Raw genomic sequence first — 13,905 nt, 5'->3', positions numbered from 1 at the left:
TTCAAAGGAGCAATGTATGCCGGAGGCCTTCGTCCTCGACGCCATTCGCACCCCCATCGGCCGGTATGGCGGAGCGTTGGCCGCACACCGGCCCGACGACCTGGCCGCGCTCGTCGTCGGCGAGGTCGTCCGCCGGTCGGGGATCGACCCTGAACGCATCGACGAGGTGATCTTCGGCGCCGCGAACCAGGCGGGTGAGGACAACCGCAACGTCGCCCGTATGGCGGTGCTCCTCGCCGGATTGCCCCAGAACGTGCCGGGATTCACCGTCAACCGGCTGTGCGCGTCCGGGCTGACCGCGATCACGACGGCCCGCCAGATGATCGCCGCGGGCGATGCGGACATCGTGGTCGCCGGCGGTGTCGAGTCGATGACCCGGGCGCCGTGGGTGCAGGCGAAGCCGTCGCGACCCTGGGCGAAGCCGGGTCCCAGTTTCGACACCGCGATCGGCTGGCGGTTCACCAACCCGCAGTACGACGCGGACACGACCCTGTCGATGCCGCAGACGGCCGAGCGGGTCGCCGAGCAGTGGCAGCTGAACCGCGAGGAGCTGGATACCTTTGCGCTGCAGTCACATCAGCGTGCGGTGGCGGCTCGCGATGCGGGCCGCTTCGACGACGAGATCATCGCGGTCGGCGACGTCACGCGCGACGAGGGTCCGCGCCCGGACACAACGGCGGAGAAGCTGGCGAAGTTGCGGCCGGTCAACAAGCCCGATGGCGTGATCACCGCCGGCAACGCGTCGTCGCTCAATGACGGAGCGGCCGCCGTCGTCGTGGTGTCCGAGAAGTTCCTGACCGAGAGCGGTCTGCAACCGAAGGCTCGCATCGTCGCCGGCGCGAGTGCCGGTGTGGCACCGGAGATCATGGGCATCGGCCCGGTCCCGGCCACCCAGAAGGCGCTGGATCGCGTGGGCTGGCAGGTGGATTCGCTCGACGCGGTCGAGCTCAACGAAGCCTTCGCGTCGCAGTCGATCGCGTGCATGCGGGACCTGAAGCTGGACGCCGATATCGTCAACGCCGACGGCGGAGCCATCGCGCTGGGTCACCCGCTCGGGTGCTCCGGCACGCGCCTGGTCGTGACGCTGCTGCGTCGCATGCGCGACACCGGTGGCAAGCGCGGCCTGGCCACGATGTGCGTGGGTGTGGGTCAGGGATCCGCCCTTCTCCTGGAACGGGCATGACCATGAGCGCCGTCGAGCTGGAACCCAGCGAGGACCGGATCGTCATACGCCTGAACCGGCCGGAGGTGCGCAACGCCATCGACGCCGACACCGTCGCCGCGTTGCACGAGGCCTGTTCGCTGTTGGAGCGCCAGCCCCGCATCGGGCTGATCACCGGCAGCGGAGGCGTTTTCGCCGCCGGTGCCGACATCGGCCAGTTGCGTGAGCGGCGACGTGACGATGCGCTGCAGGGCATCAACTCCGGCATTTTCGACCGGATCCGCAAGCTGCCGATGCCGGTGATCGCCCTGATCGACGGTTACGCGCTCGGTGGTGGCGCGGAGCTGGCCTACGCGTGCGACTTCCGGATCGGCACGCCGAGGGTGAAGATCGGCAACCCGGAGCCCGGCCTCGGCATCCTCGCTGCCGCGGGCGCGTCCTGGCGTCTGGCGGAGCTGGTCGGTGAGCCGCTCGCCAAGGAGATCCTGCTGGCCGGTCGGGTGCTGACCGCGGAGGAGGCGCTCGGCTGCCGCCTGCTCAACGACATCGTGGAGCAAGACGAGCTGGAGGCGGCCGGTATGGCGCTCGCCGACCGGATCGCCCGGCAGGCGCCGCAGGCCGTGCGGCTGACCAAGTCGGTCTTCCACGCGCCGCGCGAGGCGCACCCGTTGATCGACGACATCGCGCAGGCGGTGCTCTTCGAGACGGAGGAGAAGTACGACCGGATGACGGCATTCCTGGAGCGGAAGGAGCGGAAGAAGTGACGAAAAATGTTCTGCCCGAACGGATCGGCGTGATCGGTGCCGGCCGGATGGGTGCCGGCATCGCCCACGCGTTCCTGCTCCGTGGCGCCGACGTCGTGGTCGTCGAGAGTTCGGACGAAGCGTCCGCCGCGGGCCGGGAGCGGATCGAGCGCAGCCTCGCCAAGTCGGCCGAGCGTGGGCAGACCGACCACGGCACAGTCACGTTCGCGACCGACCGGCAGGAGCTGGCCGGCTGCGGTCTGATCGTCGAGGCGGTGCCCGAGGACGCCGACCTGAAGGCGGCAGTGCTGACCGAGGTCGCCGGCATCGTGCCGGACGCGAAGCTCGGCACCAACACCAGCTCGCTGTCGGTGACCGACCTGGCGAAGCGACTGCCGAACCCGGGGCAGGTCATCGGGTTGCACTTCTTCAACCCGGTCCCGAGCAGCTCCCTGGTCGAGATCGTGGTGGCCGAGACGACTGCGGACGAGCTGACGACGGCTGCGCAGGGCTGGGTCGCTGCGATCGGCAAAACCGCTGTCACCGTGAAGGATTCGCCCGGATTCGCCAGCAGCCGCCTCGGCGTCGCCATCGCGCTGGAGGCCATGCGAATGGTCGACGAGGGCGTCGCCAGCGCCCAGGACATCGACACCGCGATGGAGCTGGGCTACCGGCACCCCGTCGGACCACTCAAGACCACCGACCTGGTCGGACTCGACGTACGCCTCGCGATCGCCGAGCACCTCGAGCGCGAGCTCGGTCCACGCTTCACCCCGCCGCAGGTGCTCCGGGACAAGGTCGCGGCCGGTCACCTCGGCCGGAAGACCGGTCAGGGGTTCTACGACTGGACCGCGGACAAATAGGCCGCAACCCGGGTCTGGTTATGCCGAGAGTGCGCCATACCGCACTCTCGGCATAACCAAAGAGCAAGTCACCTAGAACAGGTCCTCCGCCAGCGGCGTCGGCGAACCGAAGCGATGCGCGGTGACGGCGACCGCCTGCTCGTGCAGGAAGGGCAGCAGCTCGATGCGGCCTGCCTCGAGGACCGGCTGGGTGTAGAGCGCAATGTCGGCTCGGCCCTCACTGGCAGTGGCGAAGCCTTCGCGGGTGCCACCGACCAGTCGGACCCGGTGCGGCGCGTCGTCACCGCGGAGTCGGGTCGCCCACGCGGCGTCATCCTCCTCGGCGACGCTCGCGCCGGCGGCCTTGAGAGCGCTGACGACAGCGGCATCGAGCGAAACCCCGAGAGAGACCGTCACCGGAGCGCCCGCCACCAGTCCGGCAGCGACGATCCGGACGAGCTGCACCGGCTCGTCGGCCTCGACGCGAACCGTGACCGGCACCGGCCGGTAGCGGAAGACGTTCTTCTCCGCCAGCAGACCGGAAACGTCCTTGGCGCAACCGAATTCGTCGCGCCACGCCAGCGCGTCGGAGCCGGTGGCGCGGCGCAGGAAGTCCGCTGCGTCGCCGGTCAAGCCCGAGGCGTCGAGCAGCCGCTGCACCTTCGTGTCGACCGGGGCGGACTGAGTCGCCACCTGCGTCGTCCAATCGATCAGCCCGACAAGGTAATTCGGGCCACCGGCCTTCGTGCCGGCGCCGACGGCCGACTTCTTCCAACCACCGAAGGGCTGCCGCCGTACGATCGCACCGACCGTCGTCCGGTTGATGTAGGCGTTGCCCGCCTCGACCTTCTCGATCCACGTCTCCAGCTCGGTGCGCTCCAGCGAGTGCAGGCCGGCGGTGAGGCCGTAGTCGGTCTGGTTCTGTATGGCGATCGCCTCGTCCAGGTCCGCGGCTGCGATGAGCCCGAGCACGGGGCCGAAGTATTCGGTCAGGTGGTACTCCGAGCCGCGCTTGACGCCGGTCTTGACCCCGGGTGACCAGAGACGACCCTCGTCGTCGAGCTGCTCGGGCTTCACCAGCCACGACTCGCCCGGGTCCAGTGTGGTGAGAGCCTTCTTCAGCTTTCCGGCCGCCGGCTCGATGACCGGGCCCATCTGCGTGGTCGGGTCGCTGGGGAAGCCCACCTTGAGCGAGGTGACGGCGTCGATCAGCTGGTTCCGGAAACGATCGGACTCGGCAACGGAGCCGACGAGGATCGCCAATGACGCGGCCGAGCACTTCTGCCCGGCGTGACCGAACGCTGACGCGACGAGGTCCTTCACCGCCAGGTCGAGGTCGGCATTCGGGGTGACGATCATCGAGTTCTTGCCCGACGTCTCCGCGAGCAGCGGCAGGTCGGGTCGGAACGTGCGGAACAGCGCAGCCGTGTCGAACGCGCCGGTGAGGATGAGCCGGTCGACCTTCGGGGAGGAGACCAGCGCCTTGCCGACCTCGTTCTCCGGGACGTGGACCAGACGCAGCACGTCCTTGGGAACGCCTGCAGCCCAAAGGGTTTCAACGAGGACCGAGCCGCACCGCGCCGCCTGCGGTGCGGGCTTGACGATCACCGCGGAGCCGGCGGCAAGCGCGGCCGCCATACCACCGGTCGGTATGGCGAGCGGGAAGTTCCACGGCGGCACGACCAGCGTGAGCCGGACCGGCTGCGGTGCAGCGCCGTCGACCTGCTCCAGGCTCTCGGCCAGATCGGCGTAGTAGTTGAGGAAGTCGATCGCCTCGGAGACCTCCGGATCACCCTGATCCAGCGTCTTGCCGCACTCGGACCCGGCGACTTCGAGCAGCTGACCGCGGCGCTTCTCGAACTCGACCGCAGCCGCGCGCAGGATGCCGGCGCGCTCGGCCGCCGGCCGCGCACCCCACGATGCGCCGGCGGCCTGCGTGTCGTCGATGATCGACGCCACGGCGTCGGCGTCGTCGACGGAGTGCTCGGCCACCAGGTCAACGCCCAGTGTCGACGTCGCGATCCGGCCGATGATCTGCGCGCCCCACTCGCGGTTGCCGGGCAGCGAGGGGTCGGTGTCCGGGGTGTTCGCGAAGTGGGTCATCGGTGCTGCGTCGACCGGCTGCCGCCGGTCCTGGACCCGGTGTGACGGCGGCACGGTGTCGGTCAGCGCGGCCAGCGACGCGACGAAGCGGTCCTTCTCCCGCTGGTAGAGCGCCGCGCTGTCGTGCAGCTCGAACACCGCCGACATGAAGTTGTCCTGGCTCGCGCCCTCCTCGAGCCGGCGCACCAGGTAGGAGATCGCCACGTCGAAGTCCTTCGGGTGGACCACCGGCACGTAGAGCAGCAGGTCGCCGACGGTCTCGCGGACGGCCGCGGCTTGGCCCTCCGCCATACCGAGAAGCATCTCGAACTCGATGCCGTCGCGAACTCCGTTGCGGCCGGCCAGGATCCACGCGTAGGCGATGTTGAAGAGGTTGTGACCAGCCACGCCGACGCGGACGTTCTTGATCCGCTCGGGCTGCAGCGCGTAGTTCAGGACGCTCAGGTATGACGTGTCGGTCTCCTGCTTGCTACCCCACGTCGCCAGCGGCCAGCCGAAGAGGGACGCCTGCGCCCGCTCCATGGGCAGGTTGGCACCCTTGACGAGGCGCACCTTGATCGGCGCGCCGCCGCGAGCCCGCCGGGCCGCCGACCACTCCTGCAGTTTGATCATCTCGGACAGCGCGTCGGGCAGGTAGGCCTGCAGCACGATGCCGGCCTCGAGACCGAGCAGCTCGGGGCGGTCCAGCAGCTGGGTGAAGACATCGACCGTGATGGCCAGGTCGTGGAACTCCTCCATGTCCAGATTGATGAACTTCGGTGAGCCACTTGCACTTTGGGTCGCTGCGTACTGGTAGAGCGGCAACAGCCGATCGACGACGTGCGCGACGGCCTCGTCGTGCGACCACGGCGCGTGCGGCGCGACGGGCGAGGAAGCCTTGATGGAGACGTAGTCGACGTCGGGACGCGCCAGCAGCTGCTGGGTGCCCTCATAGCGACGGTTCGCCTCTGCCTCGCCGAGGACGGCCTCGCCCAGCAGGTTGATGTTCAGGTGTATGCCGGGCTTCTTGATCCGGCTGATCTGACCGCCGAGCTTGGATTCAGTAGCGTCGATCAGAAGGTGACCGACCATGCGGCGCAACACTTTTCGCGCGATCGGGATGACGACCCCGGGTGCGACGTTGGAGACGGAACCGCCCGTGCGCAGCGCCGCCCGCTGATACCACGGCAGGAAGCCCGGCGTGGTGTCGACCAGCTCGCGCAGCGCCTGCGCGGCGACCCCGAGGTCCTCGGGGCGGATCACCCGGTCCACGAACCCGACGGTGAACTCCAGGCCACGGGGGTCCTTCAGGACCTCGGCGAGGCGCTTGGCCGAGGGATCGACCGGTTTGGCCGCGGCGGCATCGAGCCAGGCCTTGACCTGGGCCTCGACTTCGGCGACGAGTTCGGTGTCGACGTCGGCAGTGCTCACTGGATCACCTCGGGGTTCTGTCAGGGGTTTGCACTCTTGAGTATCGGACGAGTGTCACTTCGGGTAAAGCGATGTTTTCCGATGCATTTCATTCGGATAATCTGAAGCATGCTCGAAGTCCGGAGACTGCGCCTGCTGCGTGAGCTCAGCGGTCGCGGCACCATCGCCGAAGTTGCCGAAGTGCTGCACCTGAGCCCGTCGTCCGTCTCCCAGCAGCTGAGCCAACTGGAGCGCGAAGTCGGCATACCGCTGCTGCGCAAGGCGGGCCGGCGGCTCGAGCTCACGCCCGCGGCAGAGGTGCTGGTGGAGCACACCGAGCGGATCCTCAGCCAGCTGGAGGAGGCCGAGAGTGCCGCCATTGGCGTCTCCGGTGAAGCGTCCGGGACGTTGCGGATCGCGGTCTTCCAGTCGGCCGCGGTCGCCTTCATGCCGCGGCTGCTCGCCGAGCTGGCCACCCGGCATCCGCGCCTGCGGGTCACCATGTCGCAGCGCGAGCCCGAGGAGGGTCTGCGGGAGACGGCTGCGCACGAGTTCGACCTGGTGATCGCCGAGCAGTACCCCCACCACGCGGCACCGCGCTATCCGGCGCTCGACCGGGTTCCGCTCACCACGGACGCCCTGCGGCTGGTGGTGCCTCCCGGCGAGGAGTGGGCCGAGGTCACGTCGGTCGAGGACGTCAGTTCCATGCCCTGGGTGATGGAGCCGTATGGCGCCGCATCGCGCCACTGGGCCGAACAGCTGTGTCGGCAGGCGGGATTCGAGCCTGACGTCCGCTTCGAGACCGACGACCTCGAGGCGCACATCGCGCTGATCGAGTCGGGCAGCGCGGTCGCGGTGATCCCGGAACTCATGTTGGTCCGGCGGCGGCCGGACGCGCGCCTGATCCAGCTGCCGGAGGCGCCGCGCCGCTCGGTCTTCACCTCGGTCCGGCGGTCCAGTGTGGCCACCCCCGCGATCGATGCCTGCCGCTCGGTCCTGGCCGAGGTCTTCCCGAAGACGGTCGAGCTGGCCTGAGCGTCAGTGCTCGAGCAGGCCCTCGAAGGCGATGGCGGTGAGCGCGTCGGCGATCGTGTCGGGGCTGATCCGGCCGCTCGGGCGCACCCACTCGGTGAGCGAGTTGACCATGCCGAAGAGCAGGCGACTGATCAGATCGGGCGGTATGTCGGTGCGGATGCCGCCCTCCGCTGCTGCGTCGGCGACCAGTTGTGCCAGCTCGCCATCCAGCTCGCGCCGCCGTTTGAGCGCGGCCAGCTCCGCAGGGCTGTTGCCGCGGACCCTGAGCAAGAGGGTCACCGCCGGCAGGTGCCCGATCAGCACGTCGACACTGCCGCGGACCGCGCGACGCAGCCGCTCCAGCGCCGACACGGACTTGTCCGCACTGGCGGCGGCGACGGCCTCGGCCAGGTTGTCGAGTGCCTCGTCCAGGGCCTGTTGCAGCAGGTGTTCCTTGCTCGGAACATGGTGGTAGAGAGCAGATTTGGTGAATCCGAGGCGACTGGCAAGATCACCCATGCTCGTGGCGTCATACCCCTGCAGGTTGAAGAGCTCGATGGCTTCACGCAGCACGGTCGCCTGGTCCTTGCCAGGTCGCCCCCGGCGGCGCGGCGCCGGCTCCTCGGCTGCTGTCATGCCCCGAGACTTTCACACATTGCGTGTCCGGCGCCGGTCGCACGCCGCTGGGTCGCGGCGTGCGAGGCCGTGGCCACGCACGCCGCTCGGGTGACCCTTCACTGGGAGGCGGGCTAGGAGCCCGCTTGTGCGTCCACCTCATAGCTGGTGTTGATCGACTCGAAGAAGTTGACCAGCTCGAGAGTGTCGTTCGCGGTCGCCATCCACTTGGCCGGATTGCTGACGCCCCAGTGCGGTCCGAAGCCGAGCTCCTCCAGCCGGCGATCGGCCAGGTAGCGCACGTAGGTGTTGATGTAGTCGGCGTTCAGGCCGAGGATGCCGCGGGGGAGCAGGTCGCGGTTGTACTGCTCCTCCATCTCGACCGCGTCGAAGATCATCTGCTGGATCTCGTCGGCGAACTCCTGCGTCTGCAGGTCCGGGTTCTCCTCCAGCACCGTGAGGATCAGGTTCATCCCGAACTTCAGGTGCAATGACTCGTCCCGCACGATCCAGTCGATCAGCGAGCCGAAGTTGCGCAGCAGGTTCCGCTGCCGGAAGCTCAGCGCCACCATGAAGCCGCTGTAGAACCAAATGCCTTCCAGCACAACGTTGTAGGCCACCAGGTTGCGCACGAAGTCACGCTTGCCCTCGGTCGTCGAGATGTCGAGCGTCTGCTCGGCCATCCGCCGGATGTAGCGGACCTCGAACTCCTCCTTGGCCGCCATCGACGGTATGTCGACGTGCGCGGCATACGCCTCGTCACGATCGATGGGGAAGGTCTCCAGGACGTACTCGAACGCCATGCAGTGGTTGGCCTCCTCCCACATCTGCTTGGCGAGGTAGAGGTGTGCCTCGGCCGCGCCGACATACGGGTAGACGCCGAAGGCGAGGGCCTTGTTGACGAGCAGCTCGTTGGGGTTGAAGTAGCTCATCAGGAAGGTGACTGCATGCCGCTCCTCGTCGGTCATCCGCTCGAAGTCGCCGAGGTCCTCACCGAGCTGGATCTCGTGCGGGAACCACGTGTTGGCAACGGCCTGGTTGTAGAGGTCGTACGCCCACTGGTAGCGGATCGGCTTCAGCAGCAGTGCGTCCTCGATGCCGGTGCCGAGGATCGACCGCGTCTCGTGTGTGGATGTCATTGGCAAGCCTCGCAGTTCAGAAGTTCCTGGGGATCGGTCGGGCAGGTGGAGCCATCGGCGAAGACGACCTCGGGTGCATCGGTCGGAGCATCCTTCAGAGGTGCCTGAGGAGCGGGGGAGCGCAGCGGAGGAGCGTCTCGAAGGCCACCGTCCTCAACGGTCGCCTGTGCTGCAGCAGGTGCAGCGGAACGCCGGGCGAAGCCGAATCCGCTTCCTGTGTGGCCACTTTCGACGGCTTTGTTGACCTTGACGGTCGACTGCTCGGCACGGTGCCGCGGCTTCATGTGCAGGTAGTAAGTCGTCTTGACACCCTTGCGCCAGGCGTCGACATACAGTTCGCTCATGCCGCCGATGTCCCGCGACTCGAGGTAGATGTTGCGACTGATCGCCTGGTCGATCCACTTCTGCGCCCGGGAGGCGACCTGCAGGTATGCCGTCGCCGGCAACTGGAACGACGTCTGGAACACCTCGAGCAGGTCCCCCGGCACGCCGGAGACCGCCGACAGGTCACCGCGAGACCGCAGCAGGTCCTCGCGGATCGTGTCCCACAGGCCGCGCTCCTCGAGCGCGGCGACCAGGTTGCGGTTGACCTCCAGGAACTTCCCGGACGACGTCGTGCGTGAGAACAGCTGGGAGAACTGCGGATCCAGCCCTGGTGTCGTCCCGGCGACCAGGCCGATGGATGCCGTCGGAGCGATGGCCATCAGGGTCGCATTGCGGATGCCGTCCTTGACGCGGTCGCGCAGTGCGTCCCAGTCCATCCGGGTGGTGCGGGGCGCGTCGACCTCGACGCCCCGGCGCTGCTGCAGGCTCTCGAGAGTGTCGATCGGCACCAGGCCGCGGGACCAGCCCGACCCGGCGAAGTTCGGGTAGGCGCCGCGTTCTTGGGCAAGGTCGCACGATGCGTCGATCGCGTGCCAGCTGATGAACTCCGTCAGTTGATCGATCAGATCGGCGGCTTCCTCCGACGCGTAGGAGAGGCCGAGCTTCTCGACGACATCGGTGAATCCCATGAACCCCAGGCCGATTGCGCGGTTCTGGTCATTGGAGTGCTCCGACTCCGGCACCGACGAGCGGGTGATGTCGATCAGGTTGTCGAGCTGACGCACCGCTGTCCGGGCGGAGTCGGCGAGCCGGTCCCAGTCCCACTCGCCATCGACGAGGTGGCGTGAGAGGTTGATCGAGGCGAGGTTGCAGACCGACACGTTGTCGCGGTCCTGCGGGAGAGTGATCTCGGTGCACAGGTTCGACAGGTGGATGGTGCCGGTGTTGTCGTTGAGCGCGCGCTGGTTGATCGTGTCCTTCCAGGTCAGCCACGGGTGCGAGGTCGTCTGCAACGAGATGAGGATCGACTTCCACTGTGCGCGCGCTCGAATCTTCTTGAACGAGCGCAGTTTTCCGGTCTCGGCGAGGGCGACATACTCCTTGTAGCGGCGGGAGAAGTCGTCACCGACCAGCTCGACCAGGTCCGGGGTCTCGAGCGGGTCGAAGAGATACCAGTCGTCGTCCGCGACGACGCGCTTCATGAACTCGTCGGACAACCACACGGCGGTGTTGGCGGTACGGGTGCGGCGATAGGGGTCGCCGGAGTTCTGCCGCAGGTCGATGAACTGAGGGAAGTCCAGGTGCCAGTTCTCCATGTAGAAGCACAGCGCGCCGAACTTCTTGCCGCCGCGGGAGACGGCGCGCAGGATCGAGTCGATGGTGTGCATGAACGGGATCGGGCCGGTCGACGAGGTGTTGTTGCTCCGGATCGGGCTGCCCTCGGAGCGCAGCTTCGAGACCGAAAGCCCAATGCCACCAGTGCCTTTGGTGAGCCACATGACGTCGCGCATGGACTTGGCGATGTGCTCGATGTCGTCGTCCATCTGCATCACGAAGCAGTTGGACAGTTGCGGGGTGTTGGTGCCGGCGTTGACGAGGGTCGAGCCGGCGGCGAGGTAGTCGAGGGATGCCATCTTGCGGTAGAAGCCGATCGCGGCCTGGGTCGGATCCTTCTCGTTGACCGACATACCCATGGCCACCCTCATCCAGAAGTATGCCGGAACCTCCAGCGGTCGATTCCTGGAATCCGTTGCCATGTAACGGTTCTTGAGCGTGACGATCCCGATGTAGCGAAGTCCGTCGTCCTGGTGGTGATCGAGCGCCGCGGCCAGTTGCTCCAGGTTGAACGCCGAGGCGAGGCGTGCGTCGAAGAGGCCGTCCTCGACCGACATACGGATGTAACCGGGGAAACGGGCCTGGTGCAGCAGTGCGAGCTCGGACTGGGTCTCGAAATCGCCGAGAACCTTCTTGTAGATCGTCTTCAGCAGCAGGCGCGAGGCGATCACGTCGAAGTCGGGATCGTCCTTGACGTTCTGCACCGCGACCGAGATGGCGGCCTCGTCGAGCTGCTCGGTGGTGATGCCGTCGAAGAGTGTGATCGCCAGCTCCGAGGCGATCTGCATGGTCATCGACATGGCGTTGGGTAGGCCGTCTGCGGCCCGCTCGATCGCCCGGTTGATGCGGTCCGCGTCATATGGCTCGCGTGAACCGTCGCGCTTGGTGACATGAATGGTCACGTGCGTGTTCTCCCGTCTTCCCTCGCTGTGGCTCGGCGGGGAGGACGGCGAGCGGGCAGCGCGCGCACATGGCTCGCCGCCGCTCGTTCGTCAGCCCTTCCCGCGCGGGCTGCGGTCGGTCCCGCCCGCGGGTGCGCGGACGGGGCAGTGGCAGGTCTTCGGACTCGTGACTCCGTGCGGGATGCGCACACCTACTGGTCGTCGCTTCCCGGGCTCTCACCCAGTGCTGATGACGACGGTCGTCCTCACTCACCGCTGCGGGGGCAGTGCCGGATTTTCACCGGCTTCCCTCTTTCCTCGGGCACCCTCGATCGCCGCGTGAGCGGTGAGTTTGGGGTGCTCGAACCAGCTGCGAGATACACATTATCTAGTGGTGGATGCTTTTCCAAGCCCCAACATGATGTAGTTGCACGTGTGTAGTTCCAGCGCCGCCAAATCGGCGGAATGGCGCCGAAATGAGGTGCCAGGGCGAGCAGGAGACGGCGTGTCGACCCAAGCTGCTCGAGTGCCAAGGGGAGCAAGGTGGTCGAGTGCCGGGGAGCGTGGCCAAGCTGCTCGAGCGCCGAGCAGCACCTCAACGATCGACAGGACACGCGATTGCCGACGGGACAGGCGATTCGGGCCCGAAATGGGCCGAATCGGGTGTCCCCTCGATCAACGGCTGTCCTCTCGGTAGAAGAGGGGCGCCGGCCGGGGAAGATGCGTCGAGGCCTTCGTCCCGAAGTGCCGACGGTCGGTCGATTGGGACATGTTTGTCCGGGGCGGGCGTCCCGAAGTGCCGACGGTCGGTCGGGCGGGACACTCAGGACCAGGGAGTTACGACGTGTCGGGCGCGCGGCGTGACGACGCCATGCGCACTGGGGGAATGAGGCGGGAAAACTCCGAAGAGCGAGTGACGAGAATCGAACTCGCGTATTCAGCTTGGGAAGCTGATGTTCTACCATTGAACTACACTCGCGCGCCCCGGGCGGCGGCCGAAAAGGCTCTCGCTCGGACCGGCAGGAGTCTAACCCACAGAGTCCGGCACCGCCGCAAGCGGCCGCCCGGTACCGTGACCATCGTGCTGCTCTCCGACCGCGACATCCGCGCCCAGATCGACGCCGGCCGCGTGCGCCTCGACCCGTATGACGAGACGATGATCCAGCCGTCGAGCATCGACATACGGATGGACCGCTTCTTCCGGCTCTTCGACAACCACAAGTACCCGTTCATCGACCCCGCCGCCGAGCAGGACGAGCTGACCCGGCTGATCGAGACCGAGGAAGGGGAGCCCTTCGTGCTGCACCCGGGGGAGTTCGTCCTCGGGTCGACCTACGAGCAGGTGACGCTGCCCGACGATGTCGCCGCGCGGGTGGAGGGCAAGTCGAGCCTGGGCCGACTCGGCCTACTGACTCACGCGACCGCCGGCTTCGTCGACCCCGGCTTCTCCGGGCACGTGACGCTGGAGCTGTCCAACGTCGCGACCCTGCCCATCAAGCTGTGGCCGGGGATGAAGATCGGCCAGCTGTGTTTCTTCCAGCTCAGCAGCCCTGCCGAAAACCCTTACGGCAGCGCAAAATACGGCTCCCACTATCAGGGTCAGCGCGGCCCGACCGCGAGCCGGTCCTACGCCAACTTCCACCGCACCGAGGTCTGATGGGCCGCTTCGAGGTCGGTCCGCGGCACGACGACGTACACCCGGAGGCGCACCCGTTCCTCACCCTGCCCGACGGTCGTCGCCGTCCCGCGGCGATTGCACTGCTGCTGCACGGAGGCGCCGAGGACAGCTTCCATCGCACCTACAAGCAGAGCCCGCCGGTGCTGCGGATGGTCGCGGTCGCCCGCAGCATCGAGCGCGGGGCACAGGGCCGCATCGCGACCGCAGTGCTGCGCGACGCGGTGCGCGGCTACAACGGTGACGCCCGCTCGCCGGTGCATGACGCGCAGTGGGCGCTGGCGCGGTTGCGCCGGCTCTACCCCGACACCCCGCTCGCACTGGTCGGGCACTCGATGGGCGGCCGGGTCGCTCTCGAACTCGCCGGCGCCGAAGGCGTCGTCAGCGTTGTCGGTATGGCGCCCTGGATCCCGCACCTGTATGACGTGGCGCCCTTCCTGGACCGGCATACGCTCCTGCTGCACGGTCGCAAGGACGTCATCACCGATCCGCGGAAGAGCGCCCGGCTCGCGGAGCTCATCGCGCAGGCCGGGGGCGATGCCCGCAGCGTGCAGTTGCCGGACGCGCACGCCATGCTGCTGAAGGCGCGCGCGTGGCACCGCCATACGACGGAGTTCCTCAGGGAAACCTTGCTTCCCTGAAAATCACCCCTCGGCACGAGCGCTTGTCGGTGCCCTGCACTA

Annotated in this window: 10 protein-coding genes, 1 tRNA gene and 1 riboswitch; of the genes, 6 read left to right on the top strand and 5 right to left on the bottom strand. The window is 67.5% G+C overall.

Translation table 11 applies throughout. The features are described 5' to 3' along the window. Positions 1-16: 16 nt before the first annotated feature. Genes VG502_RS07295 through VG502_RS07285 form a run of 3 tightly spaced genes read left to right on the top strand, consistent with a single transcriptional unit; the run spans position 17 to position 2,768 of the window. Positions 17-1,183, top strand: a complete 1,167-nt coding sequence (locus VG502_RS07295; protein WP_325549371.1) for a thiolase family protein — start codon at positions 17-19, stop codon at positions 1,181-1,183. Continuing rightward, positions 1,180-1,926: an enoyl-CoA hydratase/isomerase family protein gene (locus tag VG502_RS07290; RefSeq protein WP_325549370.1), complete on the top strand. Its 747-nt coding sequence runs from the start codon at positions 1,180-1,182 to the stop codon at positions 1,924-1,926. The genes VG502_RS07295 and VG502_RS07290 overlap by 4 nt, the downstream gene beginning before the upstream one ends. Next, on the top strand, positions 1,923-2,768 hold the full coding sequence (locus tag VG502_RS07285; RefSeq protein WP_414655715.1) for a 3-hydroxyacyl-CoA dehydrogenase family protein: 846 nt from the start codon (positions 1,923-1,925) through the stop codon (positions 2,766-2,768). Before VG502_RS07290 ends, VG502_RS07285 begins: the two co-directional genes overlap by 4 nt. Before the next feature lie 72 nt (positions 2,769-2,840). On the opposite strand, the gene VG502_RS07280 is transcribed toward VG502_RS07285, so the two are convergent. After that, on the bottom strand, positions 2,841-6,260 hold the full coding sequence (locus VG502_RS07280) for a bifunctional proline dehydrogenase/L-glutamate gamma-semialdehyde dehydrogenase (protein WP_325549369.1): 3,420 nt from the start codon (positions 6,258-6,260) through the stop codon (positions 2,841-2,843). Between the two features lie 108 nt (positions 6,261-6,368). Here VG502_RS07280 and VG502_RS07275 point away from each other — a divergent pair, with 108 nt between their 5' ends. Further along, positions 6,369-7,274 (top strand): LysR family transcriptional regulator, encoded by a 906-nt coding sequence (locus VG502_RS07275; RefSeq protein WP_325549368.1) that lies wholly within the window; start codon positions 6,369-6,371, stop codon positions 7,272-7,274. Between the two features lie 3 nt (positions 7,275-7,277). Here VG502_RS07275 and VG502_RS07270 read toward each other — a convergent pair whose 3' ends face one another. The 4 genes from VG502_RS07270 to VG502_RS07255 all read right to left on the bottom strand — a co-directional run bounded on the left by VG502_RS07270 (position 7,278) and on the right by VG502_RS07255 (position 12,526). Beyond that, positions 7,278-7,889, bottom strand: coding sequence for a TetR/AcrR family transcriptional regulator (locus VG502_RS07270; RefSeq protein ID WP_325549367.1), 612 nt, complete (start codon positions 7,887-7,889; stop codon positions 7,278-7,280). 113 nt (positions 7,890-8,002) lie between these two features. After that, positions 8,003-9,007: a ribonucleotide-diphosphate reductase subunit beta gene (locus VG502_RS07265; protein WP_325549366.1), complete on the bottom strand. Its 1,005-nt coding sequence runs from the start codon at positions 9,005-9,007 to the stop codon at positions 8,003-8,005. Continuing rightward, entirely contained in the window at positions 9,004-11,568 is a 2,565-nt protein-coding gene (locus VG502_RS07260; RefSeq protein ID WP_325549365.1) for a ribonucleoside-diphosphate reductase subunit alpha, read from the bottom strand. The genes VG502_RS07265 and VG502_RS07260 overlap by 4 nt, the downstream gene beginning before the upstream one ends. 132 nt (positions 11,569-11,700) lie before the next feature. Further along, a riboswitch (cobalamin riboswitch) is annotated at positions 11,701-11,903 on the bottom strand. A gap of 552 nt (positions 11,904-12,455) precedes the next feature. Continuing rightward, positions 12,456-12,526, bottom strand: a tRNA-Gly gene (locus VG502_RS07255). A 102-nt stretch (positions 12,527-12,628) separates the two neighbouring features. On the opposite strand from VG502_RS07255, the gene dcd reads away from it, so the two are divergent. After that, positions 12,629-13,204 carry a dCTP deaminase gene (dcd, locus tag VG502_RS07250; protein WP_325549364.1) on the top strand — a complete coding sequence of 192 codons (576 nt, stop codon included), beginning with the start codon at positions 12,629-12,631 and terminating at the stop codon, positions 13,202-13,204. Continuing rightward, positions 13,204-13,863: an alpha/beta hydrolase family protein gene (locus VG502_RS07245; protein ID WP_325549363.1), complete on the top strand. Its 660-nt coding sequence runs from the start codon at positions 13,204-13,206 to the stop codon at positions 13,861-13,863. The genes dcd and VG502_RS07245 overlap by 1 nt, the downstream gene beginning before the upstream one ends. Positions 13,864-13,905 lie beyond the last annotated feature (42 nt).

The organism is Flexivirga sp., from assembly GCF_035551235.1.
GTDB lineage: Bacteria > Actinomycetota > Actinomycetes > Actinomycetales > Dermatophilaceae > Flexivirga.
This window is presented reverse-complemented; position numbering and strand designations above follow the sequence as displayed.